Raw genomic sequence first — 25,913 nt, forward strand, 5'->3', positions numbered from 1 at the left:
CGTCGATATGTTGAATTCTCCCTTACGTGAAGCACCTCGAAATCAGCGAGCAGTTGTAATCCCATTACAGCAAGAATCTTCTATTTTAGAGTGGCTACAGAATAGCGGCAGGATGATCGCCCGCGAAGCATATGATCAAGACTATCCTGAAGACCAAGAGGAAATAGATTCACTTATCGGTGCGGAAGACGGTATCAGTGATTTTGACTTTGACGATGACGATGATGCTGCCCCAGAAGAAGAATAGATCAAGGTAAATATCTTTTCTCGCCAGGATAATTAAAGTTAGTAAATTACACAGTGTGATTTTTTGACTTGAGTCCTTTAAGATTTTTTAATATAAGTGTGGTGTTGGCTCATTCGTCATAGGTAAGTTCCTAAGTATTTGGTCGTAGTTATGTGTGGAGTGAAGGGAAATATCCGTGGACGCAAAATTATCTCCTAACCAAGGGTTGAATTTAACAGGTATAGGTCTGGTATCTTTCCTAGGTATTGGACTGGGTGTAGCTGCCACAGTCTTGGATGGAATGGCTAATCGCACACCCTGGCAAGGGGCATCCTTAACCCTGCCTTTTCTGTTTTGTGCTGTATTAGCTGCGGCGGCTGGTTTCGTCGTAATTCCCCTACTGCAAGCCTTAAAAACCGGGCAAATTATCCGCGAAGATGGTCCCCAAGCCCATCTGAAGAAAGCTGGTACACCGACAATGGGCGGTATCTTTTTTGTCCCAGTTGCGGTATTGGTTGCCTGTGTCTGGTCGAATTTCGATAATCAAGTTTTGGGAGTTTCGGCTTTAACATTAAGCTACGGATTAATTGGTTGGATTGACGACTGGCAGATTCTACGCCGCAAGTCCAATAAAGGCATCTCCCCCAAGATGAAAATGATGTTGCAAATAGGTTTTGCAGTCATGTTTTGTCTGTGGATGATGGCTACCCAACCTAGTGGTATTACAAATATTGCTTTACCTTTAGGTCTTTCTTTGCCCTTGGGTGCTTTATTCTGGATACTAGCTGGTTTTGTTCTAGTAGCTGAGAGTAATGCAACCAACCTCACAGATGGAGTAGACGGTTTAGCCGGAGGAACAGTGGCGATCGCTCTGTTGGCACTAGGCGCGTTAGTTGCCCCCACATCTGTCGGTTTGATGATATTTTGTGCTTGTATGAGCGGTGGTTGCCTCGGTTTCTTGGCTCACAATCGCAACCCTGCCCGCGTGTTTATGGGTGATACAGGTTCCCTAGCCTTAGGTGGTGCTTTAGCAGCAGTCGCCTTAGTTAGTAACAGCTTGTTTGCTTTGTTTATCATCAGTGGTATCTTCTTTGTCGAAACCTTGTCTGTAATGGCTCAAGTAAGCTACTACAAAGCCACTAAGGGACCAGATGGTAAAGGTAAGCGTCTTTTGAAAATGGCTCCTTTACACCACCATTTAGAGCTTTCTGGTTGGACAGAATTACAAGTTGTTGGCAGTTTTTATCTAATTGCAGCAATTCTCGCAGGTGCGACTCTACTTATCGGACGGTAAGTAATTAGCCCTGAGTCATGGCTAAGGGCTTACAAAATCAAGTTTTCCTAACCTCTTCAATTTAGTGAGTTGAAGGGGTTAATTTTTGGCGATAAATCTCTGGTAAGTAACAGAAGTTATGAGTGAATGACAAAAATTAATAGCTAAAATCAAGAGAAATTACCGGGAAGTGGTTATTATAGGTAACAGTGGCTGATAGATATTGAAACTATGATCTACTGCCTCAATCCGAGTTGTGAGCAGCCTTGGAACCCAGAGAGTGCAGAATTTTGCCAAAATTGTCAGGCAAAATTGCTACCCCTATTAAGAAACCGTTATCGCATCATCCAACCATTGGGTGGTGGTGGTTTTGGCAGAACTTTTTTAGCCCAGGATGAAGACAAGTTACACGAGCATTGTGTAGTCAAGCAATTAGCACCCCAAGTTCAGGGAACTAGTGCTTTAAACAAAGCCAATGAATTATTTAAGGAAGAAGCACGACGTTTGCAGCAGTTGGGAGAACATCGACAGATTCCTACCTTGTATGCTTATTTCCACCATGAAAATTATTTATTTTTAGTACAGCAGTTAATTGAAGGGCAAACTTTACGGCAAGAATTACAGCAGCAAGGCATTTTTTCAGAACCAAAAATCTGGCAATTGCTGCGAGAGTTATTACCAGTGCTGCAATATGTCCATGAGCATCAGGTAATTCATCGAGATATCAAACCTGACAATATTATTCGTCGCTCCCAGATTAAGGGAGATAGAAAGCAAACAGAGCTAGTTCTGATTGACTTTGGTGTTGCCAAGCAATTAACCGAAACTTCCAAGGAACTGACTGGTACTAGTATTGGTTCCTTTGGGTATGCACCTGTTGAGCAAATTAAGTTTGGTTATGTGTCTGGTGCTAGTGATTTATTTAGTTTAGGTGTCACCTGTTTTTACCTAATGACGGATATGCATCCTTCCCATCTGTACATGGAGCATGGTTTCAGTTGGGTGATGCAATGGAGGCAATATCTCAAATTCCCCATATCGGAACAACTATCTCAAGTTTTAGATAAGCTGCTGCATAGGGAAATTGAACAACGTTATCAGTCTGCAACGGAAGTTCTAGCAGATTTAGAAAATGCTCCGGAATGGCAATCCCAGTCACCGGTAATCAGTGATAATTATTCATTAACTAGAACTATTGCTCCACAGGAAATAGATTTAACCCTACCACCCCAATCCTTACTTGATTTACAGAGATCCCAGATTACCACCCCGATTGAGCAACCAGTTAAATCGGCGAAATCCTGGAAATATCCGGTGGTTTTTGGTGGTATGCTTGCGGTGTTTTCCCTGGGTGGATATGGTGTTTGGCAATGGCAAAATTCCTTATCTACCTTGAAAGGACATCTGAACTCGATCAACTCCCTAGCAATTAGCCGTAATAGTGTAAATTTGGTCAGTGGCAGCGATGATAAAACAGTTAAGATTTGGAATTTGCCAAACCGGAAATTACTGCGTACCCTGACAGGACACAGTGATTGGGTGTATTCTGTCGCTGTGACAACTGATGGTAAGACAATTGTCAGTGGTTCTAAGGATGGGACTGTGAAAGCCTGGAATCTGGAAACTGGTCAATTACTGCGGACATTTACAGGTCATACTGCCATTGTTAATTCTGTGGCGATCGCCCCCGATAATCAAACGGTAGTTAGTGGCAGCTACGATAAGAAAATTAAAGTTTGGCAGTTGCATACTGGGCAAGAAATTCTCAATTTGACAGGACATTCCCAGGAAGTACTATCTGTAGCAATTGCTCCCGACGGTAGAAAATTAGTTAGTACAAGTGCGGATAGAACTATCAAAATATGGGATTTAAATACGGGTAGAGAATTGAATTCTCTCAAGGGTGATTTAGGGGGTGATATTAATTCCACAGCCATTAGCCCTAATGGTCAAATTCTTGCGACTGTAAGTGATGGTAGTACTTCTCAGGTGAGAGTGTGGAACTTAAATACGGGTAGGGAATTACGTCCCCCATTTACAGGTCATACAGCAGACGTTAACAAAATTCTTTTCAGCCCTAATAATGAAACAATTATTACTGGTAGTGATGATGGTACGGTCAGAATTTGGAATCTGAACACAGGTCAAGAAGTCAGATCCATTGTCACCCACCAAGGAGAAATTTACGCCTTGGCGATCGCTCCCGATGGTAAAACTCTCGTAACTGCTGGTAAAGATAAAAATATTAAAATTTGGCAAATACCGTAAAAAGACAAAATACCCGAATCACCTTGCAGGAGTAGCACTTTTCAACTCTTCCTGTAACATTTTTTGGTAAATTCTGGGCAGATGGCTACTCATGGAATTATTCTCAATTCCGTACCCCAAACTTGTCCAAGTCGGAGAAAGTAGTTTGAGAACTTGATTGACTTTTCCTTGACGTAAAAGCTGGGAAATATCAGTTCCCCATACCTGGGAATCACTCAACCAACGATAAACTACTGCATCTTGATATTCTGCATCAAAGCTATAGGATGACCAAAATACAAAGCGTCCCGGTTTGGGATGATATTTCGGTGCAATCCGAAACCAAGTAGTATTAATAATTTGATACCTACCAGCAGCAGTAGAACAGTTCCCTTGATTTGGTCCATTGACAATGGTGACACAAATCTCTGGATGACGACTCAAATCCTGGACGTGTTGTCCACCATAAAGTAGGGAATAGGGACGCTGATGATTGGACTCACTAGCGGATATAGTGCGCATCAAAGCACGAATATGGGGATCACCACCTTTCATCACCAGAGGTGGTAATTTTGCGGGAAATACGGGATCAGAAGTCGAACGCAACTCACCAGTAATGTACCACTGAAACAGATAGACAAAAGCTAAAAGTGCTGCTAGTGGGGCAATAAATTTCTCTAAACCTTTTAATTCCCAACCTTTCAGAATCTGACTCCTCGTCATGAGTTGTAATCACCATCAAAAATATAACAATTATTTTTGACGAGTTGCGCAGAAGTAAAGTTCTACAGTCACTAAGTAAGATAAAAAATTCCCGACCTTTCCAGAAAGTCGGGGGAGCTAAACATCAGCAAAAATTATCTGACTAGCTTACAACTGTATAGAGTTCTGAGATATTTTTTGCGGGAGCGTCTGGTTGAGCAACTATTTCTACAACTTTATTGCGAGAGGTGGGAGTGAATAATGCTTCCACGCACACTTGAGCAACTTTTTGTCGGGGAATACTTCCCTCAAACAAAGTGTCTGCACTCTGCATAATCACAGAGTCGCTATTATCTTCATTTTTCAAGCCGCCAGGACGAACAATAGTGTAAGTCAATCCACTTTTTTGAATATACTCTTCTGCCTGCTTCTTCCAAACCAAAATTAACCAAAACAAATTGAGAGGATGGAAAAATTGCGATACACACAAGGATGAGACTAAAACGAAATGCTCTATCCCTTTATTTTTGGCAATATCAACTAAATTCTTGGTTCCTTCTAAGTCCACTTGATAGGGTTCTGTGGGATTAAAACTTGGTTTTGCCCCTGTGGCACAAATTAATACGGTACAATCACTGATAGCGCTGGCAATACTTTCCCGGTTTAAAACATCACCTTGTACTAATTCGGCAGCTTGTGGCAGTATATTTCTAGCCCTCTCTATATCTCTTACCATTGCCCGTACAGGAATATCACGGGCGATTAATTCTTGAACAATGCGTCTACCTGTCTCTCCGGTTGCACCTGCTACAAATGCTTTCATGATTAACGCTATCCTGGGAAACTAAATATTTGTGTTTTCCGTTCTCTATTGTAGAGATATTGTAGAGTTTCTATGAACTTAATGAGATTTTTTTGATTTTTCCATCAAAATAAGAAATTGTGCGAAAACTTGCACAAACCTTGGGAATCATGAATATAGGCGAAACTCCCACTACTTCAGAATCGATTTATGCTGGCAAGAAAACCTGAGTATCAATCCTTGGAATCAAACGAAGTTATTTTCTCTGTGGTGTCAGGTATCCAAGAGGTGGAGACAACTTCACAAGAAGTCACTCCAGAAGAACCTATACAATTTTCTGGTCATTATGCTGACTGTATGGAAATGTATGCTCCTGCGGGTACTGTTGCTGAGTATCTCAACAGTCATGGGGTGTGGTTTTCCCGTTGTGCAGAACCCATGAAGGTGGAACCTTTAGGAGAGCATGGTTATGCTTTAGTAATTGGTCGTTTTGGTTCTTTTGGGTATGAAGTAGAGCCAAAAATTGGTTTAGAACTTTTGCCACCCCAAGCTGGTGTTTATCGGATTCAGACTATACCGATTCCTGGCTATCAGCCACCGGGCTATGATGTCGATTATCAAGCTGTACTGCAATTGTCAGAAAACCAAGACAATAGTACGGGTATTTTGGGTGAGTTTACTCGTGTAGAGTGGGAATTGGATTTAAAGGTATATATCCAATTTCCTCGGTTTATTCAACGTTTACCAAAATCTTTAATTCAATCAACTGGCGATCGCCTACTTAACCAAATTGTCCGCCAAGTTTCCCGTCGTCTGACTCGCAAGGTGCAAGCAGATTTTCATCAGTCCTTTGGTATTCCCGTCCCCAAAAAGTATAAAAAGTGGTAAGTAAGAATAGTTATTGTAGAGACGTTTGACGATAGCGTCTCTACTGGTGACTATTGAGTGATAATTCTTTGGAGAATTTGAACACCTGTGATTGCTTGCCAAGCAAATAAGCCTAAAAGGGCAAAATTTAATAATATATGGGTCATTCTTGCCCAATTTGCCCCTTTTTGCATATAGGGAGATAGGGCAGCAGAAAAGGCGATCGCCACAGTCATTCCCAATCCTGCCAGTAGGTGAGGTCCGACAAATAATTTGCCATTGTTAATATAAGTTACTGCCATACCTCCCACACAACCTGCCACCATCAAACCCAACAGAATTGAACCATACTGATGGTGTCTAATATTATACTTACCCTTGATTAATTCTTTCTTCTCTTCACCGGAAGCACTGCGGGTACGCTGCACTTGTAGACCGAGATAGGCAGCATACAGAGATAGCAGTAACAGTGCCCACATCATGATTGGGTGAAAAAATTGAGACCAGTATTTAACCTCTGGTGACAGATTCATTGCGTGTTCCCCTCATTATCAAATCTTCATAAAAATTAGCATACCCTGATTTGGAATAGTGAGTGAGGCAATAGGTTACTGGTGACAGGTTACAGGGAACAGGTGATAGAAAAAGACTCTTTCCTTTCTCCTTTGCCCTTTCCCCATTGCCCCTGAAACACAGATAATAGCTATGGACTCGTATGGATGGGCATGGGTGTGAATTTAGACTTAAAAGAGATTGCTGTCATCAAAGCTGTCAAAGCTGGTGATATTCGGCAATTACAGTTATTGCTGAGTGGTGGTGTCAACGCCAATGTCATGGATGGTGAGGGAACTTCAGCGTTAATGTATGCTGCAAGTCTGGGTTATACAGAAATAGTGCGATCGCTACTAGATTTTGGAGCAGATATCAACCTGAAACGAAGACTTTATGGTTTAACAGCCCTAATGTTAGCAGTGAGTGGACAACACACTGACGTTGTACAACTTTTACTGTCGAGGGGTGCGGATATTCATGCAGTCAATGAGGATGGTAGTACTGCGCTCATGGCTGCGGCGATGAGGGGGCACAGTGGTATTGTTAGGATGTTATTAGAGGCTGGTTCCCAGGTAAATACCAAAGATAAGGATGATGATACCGCCCTTAGTGTTGCCGTCAAACAGGGAAATTCCTCAGTTGTTGAAGCTTTGCTAGCAGCAGGTGCAGAAATTAATGCTGAAGATGCTGAGGGTGAGACACCTTTACTCTTAGCGGTGGATCGGGGAGATGTGGAGATTGTACGTCTCTTGCTCCAAGCAAAAGCGCAGAATATTAGTACTTCTTTACTAGCTGCGGCGGCAGTTGGAGAAGGGGCGATCGCCTCACTTTTACTAGGTTATGGTGCAGATGTAAATTTTCAGGATGTCGATGGGGATACCGCCCTACACCTGGCAGCAGTGGAAGGTTATACCGAGATAGTGCGGATTTTACTGATGCATGGTGCCGATGTGCAAAAACAAAACCGTTTGGGAGATACACCCTTACTAGTTGCAGCGTTGCAGGGTTATGACGAAATTGTTGCCGCACTATTGGAAAAAGGTGCAGAGGTAAATTTTCAGAATCTAGGTGAATTTCCTCTCGCAGTTGCTATTAACCAGGGATATACAGAAACGGCGAAAATTTTACTCCACCATGGAGCAAATCCCAATATTTTTACAAAAGATGGTAAAGCTTTATTATTCAAAGCTGTGGAAAGAAATTTTATCGACGTAGTTGAACTATTAATTCATCATGGAGTTGATATTAACTATCAAGATGCTGTAGGCGCAACTGCTTTGATGTGGGCAGCAGCAAAGGGTTATCCACAAATTGCCAGAATCTTGTTGCAAGCTGGAGCAGATTTTACCTGCAAAAATCAAGGAGGATATACAGCTTTAATGTTAGCCGAATTTAACGAATATCATGAAGTTGTCGATATTTTGCGAGCAGCAGATAACCAAGAAAAGTAACCTCACTGTAGAGATTGAACTCTGGTTGTACTGGGTATAGATACAGCCAATTTTCAAGGTATAACAGCTCAGAAAAATTGTTTTTTTCATGTTCTTATCATTTTATTCTCACGATTATTTCATAATCATAAGATATAAATTTTAGCTATTTCCTATTTATGATTTTCAAGTTATACTGTCCATGCAGATAGAACCTTGGAAGTAACTCATTAGCTGGTCAACCTTGAATTATTGACTATCCCGTGAAAAACCTGTGGAAAACTGATAATTTATCCGCAAACAACCTATGTCAAAATTACCCTACCAACCCCTTCTTCTAAGACTCACCCATGGTTTAAATGGGGTACTAATTATTGGAGCGATGATTAGTGGATTTTTAGTTTATGATAGTTGGGATCGGAGATTTGGTGGATTAGGTTTAACTAAGCTTAATCGAGATTTGATAGATATTCACGGCACATTTGGTTTTTTTATTTCCTTTGTTTCCCTGCCAATATTTTTGATTTATTGTTGGAAAGCAGGTAGAAATCGGTTATTACAAGGAAATACATTCAACCAGTTAGCATCCTTTGGTACACCTGGATGGTGGAATAGTATACAAAGGATTGCCAATACTCTCATGCTATTAGCGGCAATATTTGCTGTGATTTCTGGAAAATTTCAGGATGAAAATTGGTTACCCAGGCAGGAATTTCAGCATTCTTGGTACTATGTGCATCTCATGGCTTGGGTGACAATAGTCTTCTGTTTAATCATACACCTGGTAATGAGTTTAAAAGTAGGAGGAATACCTTTACTACTGTCGATGGTGAATAACAAATATCGTCCTCAAGATAATCCAAGATTGTGGCGTGATAAAATAATCAATTGGTTCCGTCGTCCACATTTTTAAATTATCTACGATTTACCATCAGCAATGTCACTTTGGGTGGGAATTGGTTGTCAGAAGGGTGTAACAGAAAAAATCATTACAGCCGGAATTGAGCAGTTATTGACAGAATATCAACTGGATGTAGGGGCGATCGCGGGAATTGCCACCATTGATAGTAAGTCAAAAGAACCTGGGTTAGTGGGATTTTGTCAGTTAAGGGGTTGGATTTTACGAACTTTTCCCCCAGAAATCTTAAATTCTCTGACTGTACCTCACCCATCCTTATTTGTAGGGAAACAGGTGGGAACAAATAGTGTAGCAGAAGCATCTGCATTATCTGCTGTGTGGGAATTATCCCCAAATATCCCATTGGGGGAGTTAAACAAGCATTTGGTAGTCAGCAAACAGGTTTTCCACTCTCCCTATCCAGAGGAAAAAGGTTGTCTAACTCTCGCAGTAGCCAGGGAAAAACTACAGTAATCAGGGAAAAAAATAGTCAATTCGCCTCTAATTTGAGGACAACACAGGCTATTATCTACTACATTCCCTAATTTGTGGCGTGAAAAATTCATCCTATCGCCAGCATTTCTCTAAAATCCTATGTCGGCAAACTTACATTTATTTAGCAGGTTATCTATAGTTGTAGCTATTTCTACCATAGGTTTATGGGGTTGTGATCGCCCTGGTAGCTTTAGTAATACATCTTACACAACTAGCGTCACTCAAACCACCGTCACCCCCAAACTACCCAAAGTAGTTGCTACTACAAAATTATTATGTGATTTAACTAAGCAAGTAGCTAAAAATACTATAGATTTAACCTGTTTGTTGCCAGGAAATACTAATCCCTACACCTATCAACCTACACCAGAGGATAAACAGGCGATCGCCGCAGCGAAATTAATCCTTTATAGTGGCTATAATTTAGAACCAAATCTCTTTAAAACCATCAGAAATACTAAAACTAGTGGCGCAAAAATAGCTGTCATTCAACGGGCAGTTCCCAAACCATTACAAATACAAGAAGATGGTAAAATTATTCCTGACCCCTATGTTTGGCATAATGTGCAAAATGCCAGCCGGATGGTAGAAGTTATTAGAAGTAATTTGGCGAAAATTTCTCCCAAAAACGCCTCTACCTATAGTCAAAATGGCAATAAAATCAAAAAAGAATTTACCCAATTAGACGCTTGGATTAAAAAGCGGATTGCTAGCATTCCTGAAACTAATCGGAAATTAATCACCACCCAAGATAATATGGCATATTATGCCACAAGCTATGGTTTAGCCTATGCCGGAGGTTTAACAGCCATTCCTTCTCAAGCAGCAAAAAATAATGGACGCATTCACACTATTTTTACTGAAACTACTACTAACCCCAAACTCTTAAAAACCATTGGCAAAGAAACCAAAATTAAAGTTGCTGGCAGAAAGCTATATACTGACGACTTGGGTGGAGAAAAGAGCGAGGCAAAAACTTACCAGAAAATGATGACAACTAATACTAGAACAATCGTGGAAGCTTTAGGAGGAACTTATCTGATATTTGAAAATCACAAAATTAAGTAATCTTTGAGATAGGAAAATTTTCAAAATATCTAATTTTAAGTTATCCTGTTTAAGGAATATACTGTTTAATTATATCTCGCCAAATTTGATATGCTTGCCCATGTAAATGTAAGCCATCATGGGTATATTGCTTATCCATTTCTCCTTCTGTATTGACTAAGTTGGGGAATAAATCCAGATAAAGATAATCATATTTCAACGCCAATTTTCGTAAGTCTTGATTGAAGCTAATAATATTTTGATTATCCTGCCAAAATCTTTCGCAGTTATTATTTACAGGCAATAAGCTCTGCACAAAAACCTGTGTTTGGGGAATTCTTCTCTTAAATTCATCGAGAATTGTCTCATACTTAATCAGAGTATCTTTAACTGTTCGATTCTCATTAATTAAGTCATTAATGCCTATCAGTAAAAATATTTTGTTGGGAGGATAACTAATTATCGAATCTAAACGATAAAGAACTCTATCAGTTGTATCCCCGGAAATTCCTCGATTGAGAATATTGAATCCACCTAATAGCTCAGACCATTCTGCTTCATCTGTTAAACTATCACCTAGCATAATGATATCATTTTTCCCACTCGGCAGGCTTTCAAATTGGCTTTTCTTATGCCAATAATAAGCGGGATAATTAGCAGGACTAAATTCATCTATGGGGTTAAGAATCTGAGAAATTTTTTGTTTTAAATAGGATACTCCCCCCCGACGGACAACAAAAGCTATAGCGAACAAGATAAAAAGTATATTTAATCCCAAGGAAATATAAAAAAACATGATATTTAAAAGTCAATCTGTAATCACGGTCAGTACATAATTTTAACTGAGGAGAAAAGCCTCAATTGTTCGCCAAACATCATCAAGCAAATTTCCACTGTTAGCATCAAACCAAGCAATCTCAGGATAAGCACGAAACCAAGTACGCTGCCTTTTAGCAAATTGACGAGTATGTAAAATGATGTCTTGTTTGGCAGTTTCTAAAGAAATTTCTTCCCTGAGGTATTGCTTAATTTCTTGATAGCCCAAAGTTTCCAAAAGAGGTAAGTTTAAACCATATTTGTTGCATAAATCTCTCACTTCGTCAACTAAACCATCGGCAATCATTTTTTCTGTGCGTTGGGCAATGCGTTGGTTAAGCTCATCAGGATTACAGTCTAAACCAATCTGTAAAATAGGATAGGTAGGTGGATTTTCTCCCTGTTGTTGGGAAATAGGAAAACCCGTAATATAAAATACCTCCAATGCTCGCAAAGTCCTTACCGCATCATGGGGATGAATTTTACTGGCAGCGATCGCGTCCACTTGTTGCAACATCTGATATAGTTGTCTTTGCCCTAGGGTTTGCAACTGCGATCGCAATTGCAAATTTGGTGCGACACGGGGGATTTTCATACCCCTAGTAATAGCTTTAATATATAGACCAGTGCCACCAACCAAGAGTGAGCAAGACTGGGGAACAGAATTAATTAATTGTTGTACTTGCTCTTGATAGTCAGCAACAGTCATAGTTTCCGTCGGTTCGCAGACATCAATCAAATAGTGGGGTACTAGCTTCTGCTCCCCAATTGTCGGTTTTGCCGTACCAATATTAAATTCTCGATATACTTGCCGTGAGTCCGCACTAATAATGATAGTATGCAAACGTTTTGCCAAGGCGATCGCCAAACCAGACTTACCCGTTGCCGTTGCTCCACAAATTACAATCAATCGTGTCATTCCATCCCAATCATTGCTGCTTCTTGAATGTCGCCCCTATTCTCTCATTTCCTCCGCGATCGCCAAAGTTTATTTCCCCACTCATCGTTTGACGGCAAAACACCTTTCCTTGATTTCCCACGGGAAAAATCAACATTCCATCTCAGATATATCCCCCATACAAAAAACTCTCTAAAAAGCCCTAGAGTCGCCTTGAAGGCTTTTGTGCTAGAATCTTGGGGTGTTTTTAACTTTTATGCCTTTTGGCAACTTCACCCCACAAAGTTAGGAGAATTTTCATGACGAGCAGTTACAGTGCCGATCAGATTCAAGTTCTGGAAGGGCTGGAAGCCGTCCGCAAACGACCGGGGATGTACATCGGTTCCACTGGTCCGCGAGGACTTCACCATCTAGTCTACGAGGTGGTTGATAACTCCATTGACGAAGCTTTGGCGGGGTATTGTACCCATGTGGAGGTGGATCTAAACGCCGATGGTTCTGTGACTGTCACAGATGATGGTCGCGGTATTCCTACGGATTTGCATCCCAAAACTGGGAGATCAGCCTTAGAAACTGTGTTAACAGTGCTACACGCTGGTGGTAAATTTGGCGGTGGCGGTTACAAGGTCTCTGGTGGACTCCACGGTGTGGGTATCTCTGTAGTTAACGCCCTTTCAGAGTGGGTAGAGGTGACAGTTTGGCGGGACAAAAAAGTCCATACGCAACGCTATGAAAGGGGTGCAGCCATTGGGGATTTGGAGGCGAAACCCTATAAGGAGGCTCGTACAGGTACTTCCGTAAGCTTTAAGCCAGACACCCAAATATTCACAACTGTTACAGAGTTTGATTACACAACTTTAGCTAATCGTCTGCGGGAGCTAGCTTATTTAAATGCAGGCGTGAAAATAACTTTTACAGATAATCGCCTGGAACTATTAAAGAGCGAACAGCCCAAGATTGAAAGCTATGAGTATAAGGGTGGGATTCGAGAATACATCGCCTACATGAACAGTGACAAGCAAGCACTGCATGAGGAGATTATTTTCGTCCATGGTGAGCGGAATAATGTCCAAATAGAAGTGGCATTACAGTGGTGTACCGATGCCTACACAGATAATGTCCTAGGGTTTGCCAATAATATTCGTACCGTAGACGGAGGAACCCATTTAGAAGGTTTGAAAGCTGTACTCACCAGAACCTTGAACGCGATCGCTCGTAAACGTAACAAACTTAAAGATGGTGATTCTAACCTAAGTGGAGAACACGTTCGCGAAGGTTTGACGGCAGTAATTTCTGTGAAAGTCCCCGACCCAGAATTTGAAGGGCAAACTAAAACAAAGCTTGGGAATACAGAAGTGCGGGGGATTGTCGATTCCCTGGTGGGAGAAGTTCTCACAGAATACCTAGAGTTCCATCCTGGTGTGGCTGACTCCGTTTTAGATAAAGCCATTCAAGCATTTAAAGCCGCAGAAGCTGCTCGTCATGCGCGGGAATTAGTCCGTCGGAAATCTGTTCTGGAATCTTCCCCTCTCCCCGGAAAACTGGCAGATTGCTCCTCCCGTGACCCTAGTGAGTCGGAAATCTTCATCGTAGAAGGGGATTCGGCAGGTGGTAGTGCCAAGCAAGGACGGGACAGACGTTTTCAAGCTATTTTGCCCCTGCGTGGTAAAATCTTGAACATTGAAAAAACCGATGACTCGAAGATTTACAAAAATAATGAAATCCAATCCCTCATCACTGCACTGGGTTTGGGTGTTAAGGGTGAGGAATTTGATGTCTCTGGCTTACGGTATCATCGAGTCGTAATCATGACCGATGCGGATGTAGACGGAGCCCATATTCGTACCCTGCTGCTGACTTTCTTCTATCGCTATCAACGCGCATTGATTGAACAAGGTCATATCTATATTGCTTGTCCACCCCTGTACAAGATAGAACGTGGGCGGAATCATTACTATTGCTTTAGCGATCGCGAGAAAGAACAAATCATCCGGCAGTTCCCAGATAATGCGAACTACACAATTCAGCGCTTTAAAGGTTTAGGGGAAATGATGCCAACCCAGCTTTGGGAAACCACCATGAACCCAGAAAGCCGCACCTTCAAGCAGGTAGAGATTGAGGATGCAGCAGAAGCCGATCGGATATTTACTATTCTTATGGGCGATCGCGTCGCCCCCCGTCGAGAATTCATCGAAACCTACGGATCTAAACTCAACCTCACTGATTTGGATATTTAGTTAAAAAAGTAGAGGGCAGAAGGTGGAAAGCAGAAGATAGCAGTATTTCATCTATAATCCTTTCTCCTTTCCCCTTTTTCCTCACTTGCTAGCAACTAACCTGACCATAGAAAATAAATTTTTCGAGATTTTATAATTCCCTCAATTTATTAAAATTTAGTTAAACTGATACATCTGTAAAATTTGATTTTTTCTCAATAAAAAAATATTTTCCACCGTATATTCTTCCCATCTAAACCCTGAATACACCCAATATTAGGGTTTTTTGTGTGAATACGTATATACTGACTACATAACTAGCCTCAAGTAAGCACTTAAGTATTTATCCTCGATTTATACTTTCTCGCAGTAGCAACAAAAACATTTATTGAAAACGTAAATTGATGTTATTTTTCCACGTAAATTACTGTCAATTGATTTTCTCTATCCATCTTCAATGCTGACAGCACAAAGATTTTGACATACTCGATTGCCGTAAAACCACGCCTAACTTAGTAAAAATCCCTCTCTGTAAGATTCTGGGTAATATTCATTGCGAATCTCTACACACTAGACAAATCAGTGATTAAAATGAATTATTACAACGGTGTTTAATCAAACCTGTTGTCTCAGTCTCAAACTAGTAAAAGTATATTTTGCATTCACCTAATGCACTACTATTCTCGGTGGTAAAACATCGATTATGTTTATCTGTCAAATTCTTTTTGAATTGATTAGAATATCGGTGTATACAATAGGAGAAGTTTGTCAAGTTTCATAGGGCTGAAATTTCCAGATGCGCTCAGACTTATCAGTCAAAAGAAGTGAAGTAAATTCTTATAACTCAGTTCTGAGGCTGATTTTGTTGCAAATGAACTATCGGTTTGAGAAATTGGCATTTGTCAGGTAAACCTACTCACATCACTAAATGAAAACTTGGAATTATTCACAGAGTGTTTTTCACAGACAGATTAACGTAAATTCCCAATCAATAAATGATCAAGGAAGTTTAAATATGGGTACGAAGAGATATCTGGCGAAATTCACAATGGAGAATCAATTCATCTTAGTTAGTCATGATGTTGTGTACAATACCTAAAACCAATGCAGATGGTATCCGACAAAGTTTTTGGCAAAATGTCAGGGAAAGACCACTAGTTTATATCTGGATAGAAGTAAATCAGGTTTCACCCTCATGAAAATAATTCATGGACATCACACAAAAAGAGTGCAATTTCTGTGAAACAGGCTACAATCGGAACAGTCTTTACAAAAAATCTTCCAACACTCCTATTCATTTGTATGGAATGGTAAATTTTTTCAACCAGATGAGTTATATACAACCTCATCGCAGGAGTTTTGTCTTGAATCTGCACAAGCATTGACTAAGGTGAAGGATTTATTCATAAGGTGAGTGCCCGAGTAACTCAGGGCTAAGACCAAGGTACGACTTAGAGACGATTAAATTCTCCAAGCCTCATCTTGAAATCAGCACTTTATGGGTGATTTTTCGCCACCAAATCTGAGGAAAACAATATTGAACCCTCTTAACGACATCAAGGTAAATACCTGAGTGGAATTTAGAGCGGTTGCATATCTTGAGTAATTGATTCTGCAAGGAGCATGAGGAACGCGGCATGAACCAGGCTAACAACGTACTCGAAAGCATTTATCAGCCTGACTTAGAGACAATAGCTCCATCGGATATGGAGTTAGAGGAACTCTTGATAGATGATGAAGAGGACTTGCTAATCAGCGATGAAGGCGAACTAGACGAAGAGTTCTTAGAAGCTCAGTCTGACGAGGAAGATACAAAATCAGAGAAAACCGCCAAATCGCGTCGGCGATCGCAAACAAAGAAAAAGCACTACACCGAAGATTCAATTCGTCTTTATCTGCAAGAAATTGGTCGCATTCGTTTGTTACGTGCTGATGAAGAAATTGAATTGGCAAGAAAAATCGCCGATTTACTGGAGCTAGAACGCATCCGGGAAAAACTTTGCCAACAATTGGATCGAGACCCCAAGGATAGCGAATGGGCAGAGGCAGTACAAATACCGTTGCCCCAATTCCGTTACCGCTTGCACATCGGTAGACGGGCAAAAGATAAAATGGTGCAATCTAACTTGCGTCTTGTAGTTTCAATTGCCAAGAAATACATGAATCGCGGTTTATCATTCCAAGACTTAATTCAAGAAGGAAGTCTCGGTTTGATTCGAGCTGCGGAAAAATTTGACCACGAGAAAGGCTATAAATTCTCTACCTACGCCACATGGTGGATTCGTCAGGCAATCACAAGGGCGATCGCAGATCAATCTCGGACAATTCGTCTGCCAGTCCACCTATACGAAACCATTTCTCGCATCAAGAAAACAACTAAATTACTCTCCCAGGAAATGGGTCGCAAACCCACCGAGGAAGAAATTGCTACCCGGATGGAAATGACCATTGAAAAGCTGAGATTTATTGCCAAATCAGCTCAATTACCCATTTCCCTAGAAACACCCATTGGTAAGGAAGAAGATTCCCGATTGGGCGATTTCATTGAGTCCGATGGTGAGACACCAGAAGACCAAGTTTCTAAGAACTTACTCCGAGAAGACCTAGAAAAGGTTCTAGATAGTCTTAGCCCCCGTGAACGTGATGTTTTACGTTTGCGCTATGGTTTGGATGACGGTCGGATGAAAACCCTAGAAGAAATCGGTCAAATCTTCAACGTCACCCGCGAACGGATTCGCCAAATAGAAGCAAAAGCACTGCGTAAACTACGCCACCCCAACCGGAATAGTGTTCTGAAAGAATACATCCGTTAATCACCATTCCGAATAGGACTTATAGATAGTAAAGACTGACTTCGAGACGCGACATTATGTCGCGTCTTTTTTCGCTCTATGTGGAATATATTTGCCAAGCTGGGAAATTTGGCGGCAAATACCACCTTTGAATTACGGTTCACCAGAACTAACTTCCGTATTAATTCTCATACATTAGACACAGTGAAAGCAAAATATATGAGCTAGCTAACAGCTTACGTAACGTAACCGCCCTGTTCTAGGTTCGGGAAACCACCCTTCATGGACAGGCTACACAGGCTCAGTATATATATCAGCAGCAAAAGGTTGTACCCTAGCTCAAGCAAAGGTATTGATGCTGAACTGGCTGCCAAACAGCCGTTTAGTTCCAAAATTAACCTTTATACTCCCATTCATTTAGTAGTTCATTTAGTAGTAATACGGAGCCAGCACCTACAATGGCAAAAGTAGTTGGAATTGACTTAGGTACGACAAACTCCTGCGTAGCAGTAATGGAAGGTGGAAAACCCACAGTTATCGCCAATGCAGAAGGGTTTCGGACAACACCCTCGGTGGTAGCATTTGCCAAGAATGGTGATACCCTAGTAGGTCAAATCGCCAAGCGCCAAGCGGTGATGAACCCAGAAAACACTTTCTACTCCGTCAAACGTTTTATCGGTCGGCGTTACGACGAAGTCACAAACGAAGCAACAGAAGTTTCCTACAAAGTTGTACAAAGTGGCGGCAACGTCAAGGTAGATTGTCCTCAAGCAGGTAAACAATTTGCTCCTGAAGAAATTTCTGCGAAAGTTCTCCGGAAATTAGTTGAGGATGCCAGCAAATATATTGGCGAAACTGTTACTCAAGCCGTAATTACCGTTCCTGCTTACTTTAATGATTCCCAGCGTCAAGCCACTAAGGATGCTGGTAAAATTGCTGGTATTGAAGTTTTACGTATCATTAACGAACCTACAGCCGCTTCCCTAGCCTACGGCTTTGAGAAGAAAGATAACGAAACTATTCTTGTATTTGACTTGGGTGGTGGTACGTTCGACGTATCTGTGTTGGAAGTAGGGGATGGTGTATTTGAAGTATTAGCAACTTCTGGTGACACTCACCTTGGTGGTGATGACTTTGACAAGAAGATTGTTGATTACTTAGCAGAAACCTTCAGAAAAGATGAAGGTATTGACCTCCGTAAGGACAGACAAGCCTTACAGCGTCTGACAGAAGCGGCAGAAAAAGCCAAAATTGAGCTATCTAGCGTTACCCAAGCAGAAATCAATTTACCTTTCATCACTGCTACCCAAGACGGTCCTAAGCACTTGGAAATGACCTTGACTCGTGCCAAATTTGAGGAATTATGCTCAGATTTGATTGACCGTTGTCGTATCCCTGTAGAAAAAGCACTACAAGATGCCAAACTCAGCAAGGAAAAAATTGACGAGGTAGTCTTAGTTGGTGGTTCTACCCGGATTCCTGCGGTACAGGAAGTTGTGAAGCGAGTGCTTGGTAAAGAACCAAACCAAAGCGTTAACCCTGATGAAGTGGTAGCTGTTGGTGCGGCAATTCAAGCGGGTGTCCTAGCTGGTGATGTTACTGGCATTCTGTTGTTAGACGTAACACCACTATCTTTAGGTGTGGAAACCCTGGGTGGGGTAATGACTAAGATTATTCCTCGTAACACCACCATTCCTACCAAGAAATCTGAAGTCTTCTCAACTGCGGTGGATGGACAAACCAACGTGGAAATTCACGTCCTCCAAGGTGAGCGGGAAATGTCAGGCGATAACAAGAGTCTGGGAACTTTCAAGCTAGATGGTATCCCCCCTGCGCCCCGTGGTGTGCCTCAAATCGAAGTTATCTTTGATATTGACGCTAACGGTATCTTGAACGTTACAGCGAAAGACAAGGGTACTGGTAAGGAACAGTCCATCAGCATTACAGGTGCTTCCACCCTGGATAAAACCGATGTGGAACGGATGGTTAGAGAAGCAGAACAAAATGCCTCTAATGATAAGGAGCGTCGGGAGAAAATCGACCGCAAAAACCAAGCTGATTCCCTCGCGTACCAAGCTGAGAAACAAATCCAAGAGTTGGGTGATAAGGTTCCCGCAGCCGACAAAACTAAAGTGGAAGGTTTAGTTAAGGATTTACGGGAAGCTGTCACTAAAGATGATGATGAGCAAATCAAGAAATTGATGCCAGAATTGCAACAAGCCTTATTTGCTGTAGGTAGCAATATTTACCAACAAGGCGGTGGCGCACCAGATGCTCCTAGCGATGCTGAAGCTCCTCAAAATCCTAGCAGTGGCAGTGGTGATGATGTGATTGATGCTGACTTTACCGAGTCTAAGTAATCTGCTTGCGACAGATACCCCACCCGCCTAATGTTACCCTCCCTTTGGTAAGGCGAGGATAGGGTAGGGGTTTTGTCTGTCTATCATATTGTTTATCCCTATGGTAAATGTGAGATTTGCCTGGGGATTTTTCATTTATGGCTCAGTAGAAATTTTCGCCTTGCCATCGAGAAAGAACAGCCAAACTTGTAAAACAATTCCATGAATCAGAGCGATCGCCCATAGGGAAGCGGTTAAATAATAGGCAACTGTACAAGCTATGCCTAGCATAGATGCAAGAATCAGAAATAGAGGCTGAAAGAAGAGGGGATATCCAGCTTTAAATAGAGTTTTGGCATTGATGGGGTGATAAATCACAAATAAGCCTAAACTGAATCCTGCCCACATTAACCAGACACTCCCATGTACAAATTCTCTGGGATAGGGTAAGATTAGCACCCGAAAAAATAATTCTTCACCCCAGGCAGTCAAGACAAAGATTTGTAAGGTGACTAGGATATAGTTAAACCAATGAGTTTGCCAGATACGCCACCGGAGAAAACCGAAATAAGAACCAAGGGGAATGGCGATCGCCCCATATACCAATAATGTAATCCCAGCTATCTGCCAATCTTTTCCTTGGGGAATGGCGATCGCGGCTAAAAACCGATTGATTAATACAGAGACAAAAGATATCTGCGTCCCTGGAAAGGTTATCCTACCGAGTAAAGGGGTAGGAGCAATGGGTAAAATTCCATCCTGCCATCCCCCCACTTGGTTACTGCGGAGAAACCACAAATCTGCCCCATGGCGAAAAAATAAGGTAGCTAATTCATCCTCTGCCTGTCGAGGCATCATGGTACGCCAACTCGTCAAACCAGCCCAAATACTGCGGTCTTGGAAAGTTTTGCCAATTCCTGTCCCCGCAATTATACCGTTATTACTCTGCCAATCGGCACGGACTATACCCAGGGGTGTTAATAATCCTTCTAAGTCAGAACCGAGGGAGGCAAGTTGGCGAAAGCGGAGAGTTTGGGGATGGTTGGGGTGAGAATCTAACCATTGGGTAATTTCTGAATTTGCCTCAACCTGCTGTTTGACAGTTTGAATGGTTGTAAATAATGCTTGACTAGAATCTTGAATGCATGATGTTGCCGGAGTCACGATCGCACTTCCTGTACCATCACCCACCCGATATCGTGCCATTGTCACCTCTAGTTGTCGCAGAAATTCCCGCAGAGCAGATAACTTGATGCCATTAAAATCATAATCTTCTGTCACCGCATCTAATTTGACAACGACATCAGAAATACCCCGTGTTGACAACCAACCCCACTGTAAATTACCCATATAGTCAACCCAAGAATGCTTACCCGCAATGATGCCATTGGGATTATGGGCGTAAACTTGGTAATATTGGATGGCAAATTTTAACTCCTGGGTGAAAGGGTCATGGATAACTTTTGCTACTCCAAATGAAAAGTGTCCAGTTACTGTGGCAATCACCCCCTGACTTTCGGCTTTTTCCCCACCAATACCACCAAAAAGATGGAGAATGATGGCAGTATCTCCTAATTTCCAGGGAGATTGGGCAGTGTGTTGGATGGCAATTTTACTGATTTTTCCCTTTTTTTCCGGTGTTTTGCGCCAGTTTTCGGAACGCAGGTAGTACAATAGGGCATCCATACCAATTTCTCTACCTTCGCCAGTCAGTTGCAATAGCGATCGCGGTACTATCCCTTGAACTGTAAATATTCCCTTCCCATCCTTAGCACCGTATATATACCAACCTTTTTCCCCAACTTGAGATTTTTCTATACCTTTAACAATGGAAGGAAAAAATTTCCGAGTGTCCATAACCTGTTGGGGAATGTGAATCACTTCCAGTTCCCCATCAAAACCTCTGGAAATAGGATTATAGTGTTGAGTATGGAAATATTCTGGAGAATTTTCCACTGTTTGGAGAATTTTCACTAAACCATAGAAACGTCCCGTGACTAATAGGGGTTCCGTGGTAATTTGCAGAATCGGTTCACCGTCTTTTCCTTGCTTTTCCTGGGGATTATCCAAGCTGACAATAACATCATCATAGGGACGAGCCCCCGCCAGCGATCGCAATGCTCCTACCTGTCGTACTTGATTGAGACGCTCTGGGTGAATAATACCGAGTTTTTGACTAGCAAAGGTACTGGGAAGAAAGTTGATATCTCGTGTAACAGCTTGGAGATAAGCTTGGGTTGGGGGAATATTTTGCCATTCTAAGCGAGCAATTTTGCCAATCAGTCGAGAATCGGGAGCATATTCTACCTCCATCCATACCCAATCCTGACCATCTGTCAATTCCGATGGTTGAGGTAAAATTAATCTTCCCACCCAATTACCCACAGGTTGATATAATTTGGGGTTTATCTGTTGATTTAAGGGATAATACTGAGGCTGATTAAAACTTTGTTGGGCGTGAATCCAATAGTTTTTATCAGGGAGAATAATCTGCTTTTGACGAGGATAGAAACAGACTACAGCCAACACAGTGACTAGCAATAGAAAAATAGCCAACTTTTGCTTAGCTTGAAATTTCCACCTCATGTAATATTTCTCACCCAAGACAGTAATTTTGATTTTATAGCAATCCCCACAGAGGTTGGGAGATGAAGAAATCATCAAATAATTACAGGGGTTGGGATTTTTCTTTCCTGTTATCCATTGAACCGATAAATACTCCACTAAAATAGGGGACTTTGGAAATTATCCCTAACAAGTTAAGCTAGATAGGGAATGCTATTTTGTTGCACTGTATATATTAATTTCCTTATTCCTGCTAAGTTTTAATTTACGCTGCTTGAGAAAACCGGAATGCTCGACCAAATTTTTGATTTTCTAAACTTTCATTTCAGCGTTGAAGCGCCAATAGTACTTCTGGTATTAATTTGCTTAGAAGCTATACTTTCTGCCGATAACGCCATTGCTCTCGCTGCGATCGCCCAAGGTTTGGAAGATAAAAAACTAGAACAGCAAGCTTTAAATCTGGGTCTAGTCGTTGCTTATGTGCTAAGAATTACATTACTACTTACAGCAACCTGGGTACAACAGTTTTGGCAATTTGAACTCCTAGGAGCAGCATACTTGCTATGGTTAGTTTTCCAGCATTTTACCTCCCCAGAGGAAGAAGATGGACATCATCACCATGGTCCCCGCTTTACTTCCCTGTTACAAGTAATACCGATAATTGCTTTAACAGATTTAGCTTTTTCCCTAGATAGTGTGACAACAGCGATCGCCGTTTCTAGTGAAAGATGGCTCGTGATCACTGGTACTACCATTGGGGTGATTACCCTACGTTTCATGGCAGGTTTATTCATCAAATGGCTAGATGAATTTACCAATTTAGAAGATGCTGGTTATATAACTGTGGCTCTAGTTGGCTTACGCTTACTATTGAAAGTCATCAATGACGATTTTGTGCCTCCAGAGTGGCTAATGATTGCTGCGATCGCTGCCATTTTAGCTTGGGGTTTTACTCAACGGAATGAGATTACAGTTATTGAAGTACCCCCAGAACCGGAAAAGCAAAAAGTCACTGAGTAATTGTATTGGCTCGTAAGATGATACGCTTCAAAATACAATTGTAGTCATAAGCCCAGTCCCAGTTAAAATTACCCTTCTAGGGAAGAAATAGCTTCAGAGCCAGAAATCACAAAATAACAAGTCTGTGAATGGAAAAAGGGTAAATAATCAGGAAAAATATATCCATTCCCTCCCTTTTACCCTTTCCTTTTTGCACCCCTTGGGTATTACTCGTGTAACCAACCCATGATAGTCGGCTGCCAGCTAACTAATTCTTGACTAGTAAACCATAGGGAAATCTCTTGTTGAGCAGTTTCCACAGCATCAGAACCATGAATAATATTACGACCAATATTCACGCCGAAATCACCGCGAATGGTTCCAGGTTCTGAGGTGAGAGGATTAGTAGCACCAATCATTTTCCGTGCAGCAGCAACCACACCTTCACCTTCCCAAACCATCGCCACCACAGGACCAGAGGTAATAAAATCTACAAGGCTAGCGAAAAAAGGTCTTTCCTTATGGACAGCATAATGGGCTTCCGCTAATTCCCGAGTGGGGTGTAATAATTTTAAACCTACGAGGGTGAAACCTTTGGTTTCAAAACGACGAATAATTTCACCAACTAATGCACGTTGTACACCATCGGGCTTGATTGCGAGAAAAGTACGTTCCACAGCTATCTCCTCAAAGTTAACAAACTAGTCAATTGTCAATAGTACCGAATTATTGTCTAATGGCAACATTCCTAGTAACTAATGACCAATCACAGAATATCTTATTTGTGTTGTTAACTTCACGGATGGTAAGGAAACCCTTATCGTTTACCTATTCACCTGACAATCCTTGATTCTTACCTAAGTCAACCATGAGGCAAAATCTTCGGCAAAGCTATCATTGATAATAGATTGGCGGATTTTTTGGGTAAAACGAATCAGTTCTGTAATATTGTGAATACTCAGTAGGGTATAGGCAAGAATTTCCTGCGATCGCACTAGGTGGGAAATATAAGCACGACTAAAATTTTGACAAGTGTAACAGGGGCAACTTGCATCTAAAGGTTGAAAATCGTCTCGAAACTTGGCATTTTTCAAATTCCACCGTTCACCCTGTACCATTGCTGTACCATGTCTTGCCCAACGGGTAGGAATGACGCAATCAAATAAATCAATCCCAGAGGCGATCGCCATAGCGATTTCTTTGTATGTGCCCACCCCCATTAAATAACGTGGTTTGTTGTAGGGTAATAATGGTGCGGTTGCATGAACAATTGCATGAATCAATTCTGGTTCTTCCCCCACGCTCACCCCACCAATGGCATAACCTGGTAAATCTAGTTGTGTCAAAGCTGCCACTGCTTGGGAACGTAAATCTAAATGCACTCCACCCTGCACAATCCCGAATAATGCCTGATCTTCCCGTTTATGGGCAGTAATACACCTTTCCAACCAACGGTAAGTACGCTCCGTTGCTGCTTCAACCTCTTGACGATTCGCCGTTGCTGGAGGACATTCATCAAATGCCATAATCACATCTGCCCCCAAGTTATTCTGAATCTCAATGGATTTTTCTGGGGTTAAATTAATGATTTGTCCATCATGGGGAGAACGAAAAGTTACACCTTCTTCTGTAATTTTCCGCATGTCACTGAGGCTGAAAACTTGAAATCCGCCTGAGTCGGTCAACATCGGACCATTCCAACCCATGAATTTATGCAAGCCGCCAGCTCCAGCCACAATATCTTCTCCCGGTTGCAGGTGCAAGTGGTAAGTATTAGATAACACCATTTGCGCTCCCGTATCCCGGAGTTGGGCAGGGGTAATAGTTTTGACGTTAGCAAGGGTTCCCACTGGCATAAATCGGGGAGTTTCGACAATCCCATGGGGAGTGTGAAATACTCCAGCTCTGGCTTTTGTACCACTTGATTGGGCGATGGGTTGGAAAGAAAAATGATTACTCAAGACAGGATGACTAATCGCTAAGGACTAATCGCTAATAGTAGCAATGGAACCGGGGTAAGGGGAAGGGGGAAAGGTGGAACATATTCCATCAGAACAATGGGGCAAGCAAGGATGCCTGTCCCATAAGATGAGATAATTTAGTTTTTACTACTCCCTTAGTTTGCAATCAGGCAAAAATCATCGCCAAAAACAGCTAAAACAGTACTTAAAAACAATCATCATCAAATTCTGCATCCCAGCGAGCTGATAATACCTGCTCCATCATTGCCTCGATCGCGCTCACATTTAAAGAGCGTTCTTGCTTTTCTTGTAGAGGGGTAGAAAGGGGAATCAATCGCAGACGCATACCTTCTTGCACTAAATCAAAGTAGGTTTCCTTTTCTGGTGATTGCTCTAATTCCAGATAATCAAAACTATAAATGTTGATATAAAGTGCATGGTTGGCAACGAGAGTCGAACGCTGGGGATTGGCAAATACTTCCATGACATCTCCATCCCCTTCGCTTTGTAACTCGCTGTCTAGGGTATAGATGTAATGGACTCTTCCCAAATCCGCTAGCAACCGCTTTATATCAAGCTTGTTGACAATCACGCCTGTATTGATGATGCACGGGGCAGGTATCTTGCTGTCGGGTAGATGATGAGTCATAATCTAATAGCTTTAGGAGCGCAGGTGAGATACAACTTAGCAGGAAATAATTTAATTTATATCTTTGACTTTGTTGACTCCCTATCTTTTAATAATTATCAACTTTATGGGTAGAATACTTCGTTATTTTTGATAACTT

The 25,913-nt window shown here is 41.6% G+C and carries 22 protein-coding genes; 13 read left to right on the plus strand and 9 right to left on the minus strand.

The window, feature by feature from the left end; genetic code table 11:
• Positions 1-7: 7 nt before the first annotated feature.
• The 3 genes from IJ00_RS19495 to IJ00_RS19505 all read left to right on the plus strand — a co-directional run bounded on the left by IJ00_RS19495 (position 8) and on the right by IJ00_RS19505 (position 3,767).
• Positions 8-247, plus strand: coding sequence for a DUF3134 domain-containing protein (locus IJ00_RS19495; protein ID WP_035155755.1), 240 nt, complete (start codon positions 8-10; stop codon positions 245-247).
• 175 nt (positions 248-422) lie between these two features.
• Positions 423-1,520, plus strand: a complete 1,098-nt coding sequence (gene mraY / locus IJ00_RS19500) for a phospho-N-acetylmuramoyl-pentapeptide-transferase (protein WP_035155757.1) — start codon at positions 423-425, stop codon at positions 1,518-1,520.
• Between the two features lie 210 nt (positions 1,521-1,730).
• Positions 1,731-3,767, plus strand: coding sequence for a serine/threonine-protein kinase (locus IJ00_RS19505; protein ID WP_035155760.1), 2,037 nt, complete (start codon positions 1,731-1,733; stop codon positions 3,765-3,767).
• 18 nt (positions 3,768-3,785) lie between these two features.
• Here IJ00_RS19505 and IJ00_RS19510 read toward each other — a convergent pair whose 3' ends face one another.
• Together IJ00_RS19510 and IJ00_RS19515 are read right to left on the minus strand one after the other, a co-directional pair.
• On the minus strand, positions 3,786-4,469 hold the full coding sequence (locus IJ00_RS19510) for a glycoside hydrolase family protein (RefSeq protein ID WP_035155762.1): 684 nt from the start codon (positions 4,467-4,469) through the stop codon (positions 3,786-3,788).
• A gap of 142 nt (positions 4,470-4,611) precedes the next feature.
• Entirely contained in the window at positions 4,612-5,271 is a 660-nt protein-coding gene (locus tag IJ00_RS19515; protein WP_035155764.1) for an NAD(P)H-binding protein, read from the minus strand.
• Positions 5,272-5,460: 189 nt separating this feature from the next.
• On the opposite strand from IJ00_RS19515, the gene IJ00_RS19520 reads away from it, so the two are divergent.
• Complete coding sequence (locus tag IJ00_RS19520) at positions 5,461-6,138, plus strand: DUF1997 domain-containing protein (RefSeq protein ID WP_035155767.1); 678 nt, start codon at positions 5,461-5,463, stop codon at positions 6,136-6,138.
• Between the two features lie 50 nt (positions 6,139-6,188).
• Here IJ00_RS19520 and IJ00_RS19525 read toward each other — a convergent pair whose 3' ends face one another.
• Positions 6,189-6,650: a DUF4079 domain-containing protein gene (locus IJ00_RS19525; RefSeq protein WP_035155768.1), complete on the minus strand. Its 462-nt coding sequence runs from the start codon at positions 6,648-6,650 to the stop codon at positions 6,189-6,191.
• Positions 6,651-6,842: 192 nt separating this feature from the next.
• On the opposite strand from IJ00_RS19525, the gene IJ00_RS19530 reads away from it, so the two are divergent.
• From IJ00_RS19530 to IJ00_RS19545, 4 genes are all read left to right on the plus strand, one after another.
• Positions 6,843-8,120, plus strand: a complete 1,278-nt coding sequence (locus IJ00_RS19530) for an ankyrin repeat domain-containing protein (protein ID WP_035159337.1) — start codon at positions 6,843-6,845, stop codon at positions 8,118-8,120.
• 286 nt (positions 8,121-8,406) lie between these two features.
• Complete coding sequence (locus tag IJ00_RS19535) at positions 8,407-9,012, plus strand: cytochrome b/b6 domain-containing protein (RefSeq protein ID WP_035155771.1); 606 nt, start codon at positions 8,407-8,409, stop codon at positions 9,010-9,012.
• A 24-nt stretch (positions 9,013-9,036) separates the two neighbouring features.
• On the plus strand, positions 9,037-9,471 hold the full coding sequence (locus tag IJ00_RS19540; RefSeq protein ID WP_035155773.1) for a cobalamin biosynthesis protein: 435 nt from the start codon (positions 9,037-9,039) through the stop codon (positions 9,469-9,471).
• A gap of 120 nt (positions 9,472-9,591) precedes the next feature.
• Positions 9,592-10,560, plus strand: coding sequence for a metal ABC transporter solute-binding protein, Zn/Mn family (locus tag IJ00_RS19545; protein ID WP_035155774.1), 969 nt, complete (start codon positions 9,592-9,594; stop codon positions 10,558-10,560).
• A gap of 49 nt (positions 10,561-10,609) precedes the next feature.
• Here IJ00_RS19545 and IJ00_RS19550 read toward each other — a convergent pair whose 3' ends face one another.
• Entirely contained in the window at positions 10,610-11,335 is a 726-nt protein-coding gene (locus IJ00_RS19550) for a GDSL-type esterase/lipase family protein (protein WP_035155776.1), read from the minus strand.
• 42 nt (positions 11,336-11,377) lie between these two features.
• A complete protein-coding gene (gene miaA / locus IJ00_RS19555) occupies positions 11,378-12,274 on the minus strand; it encodes a tRNA (adenosine(37)-N6)-dimethylallyltransferase MiaA (protein ID WP_035155778.1) in 897 nt (298 codons plus the stop codon).
• Between miaA and IJ00_RS29190 the strand changes: the two genes are divergently transcribed.
• From IJ00_RS29190 to dnaK, 4 genes are all read left to right on the plus strand, one after another.
• The gene (locus IJ00_RS29190; RefSeq protein ID WP_168163394.1) at positions 12,186-12,449 is read left to right on the plus strand and encodes a hypothetical protein; all 264 of its coding nucleotides are present in this window, start codon (positions 12,186-12,188) and stop codon (positions 12,447-12,449) included. The genes miaA and IJ00_RS29190 overlap by 89 nt on opposite strands.
• Positions 12,450-12,552: 103 nt before the next feature.
• Entirely contained in the window at positions 12,553-14,490 is a 1,938-nt protein-coding gene (gene gyrB / locus IJ00_RS19560) for a DNA topoisomerase (ATP-hydrolyzing) subunit B (protein ID WP_035155780.1), read from the plus strand.
• Between the two features lie 1,616 nt (positions 14,491-16,106).
• Positions 16,107-17,282, plus strand: coding sequence for an RNA polymerase sigma factor RpoD (gene rpoD, locus IJ00_RS19565; RefSeq protein WP_035155784.1), 1,176 nt, complete (start codon positions 16,107-16,109; stop codon positions 17,280-17,282).
• A 437-nt stretch (positions 17,283-17,719) separates the two neighbouring features.
• On the plus strand, positions 17,720-19,621 hold the full coding sequence (gene dnaK / locus IJ00_RS19570; protein ID WP_035155787.1) for a molecular chaperone DnaK: 1,902 nt from the start codon (positions 17,720-17,722) through the stop codon (positions 19,619-19,621).
• Between the two features lie 135 nt (positions 19,622-19,756).
• Here dnaK and IJ00_RS19575 read toward each other — a convergent pair whose 3' ends face one another.
• Positions 19,757-22,186 carry a type II CAAX prenyl endopeptidase Rce1 family protein gene (locus tag IJ00_RS19575; protein ID WP_035159338.1) on the minus strand — a complete coding sequence of 810 codons (2,430 nt, stop codon included), beginning with the start codon at positions 22,184-22,186 and terminating at the stop codon, positions 19,757-19,759.
• Between the two features lie 267 nt (positions 22,187-22,453).
• On the opposite strand from IJ00_RS19575, the gene IJ00_RS19580 reads away from it, so the two are divergent.
• Positions 22,454-23,185 (plus strand): TerC family protein, encoded by a 732-nt coding sequence (locus IJ00_RS19580; protein WP_035155788.1) that lies wholly within the window; start codon positions 22,454-22,456, stop codon positions 23,183-23,185.
• Between the two features lie 206 nt (positions 23,186-23,391).
• Here the strand turns inward: IJ00_RS19580 and ndk are convergent, their stop codons facing one another.
• From ndk to IJ00_RS19595, 3 genes are all read right to left on the minus strand, one after another.
• Complete coding sequence (gene ndk, locus IJ00_RS19585; RefSeq protein WP_035155791.1) at positions 23,392-23,841, minus strand: nucleoside-diphosphate kinase; 450 nt, start codon at positions 23,839-23,841, stop codon at positions 23,392-23,394.
• Positions 23,842-24,021: 180 nt separating this feature from the next.
• Positions 24,022-25,125 (minus strand): tRNA guanosine(34) transglycosylase Tgt, encoded by a 1,104-nt coding sequence (gene tgt, locus IJ00_RS19590; RefSeq protein WP_082127361.1) that lies wholly within the window; start codon positions 25,123-25,125, stop codon positions 24,022-24,024.
• A gap of 205 nt (positions 25,126-25,330) precedes the next feature.
• A complete protein-coding gene (locus IJ00_RS19595; protein ID WP_035155792.1) occupies positions 25,331-25,774 on the minus strand; it encodes a hypothetical protein in 444 nt (147 codons plus the stop codon).
• Between the last annotated feature and the right edge of the window lie 139 nt (positions 25,775-25,913).

Source organism: Calothrix sp. 336/3 (assembly GCF_000734895.2).
Classification (GTDB): domain Bacteria; phylum Cyanobacteriota; class Cyanobacteriia; order Cyanobacteriales; family Nostocaceae; genus 336-3.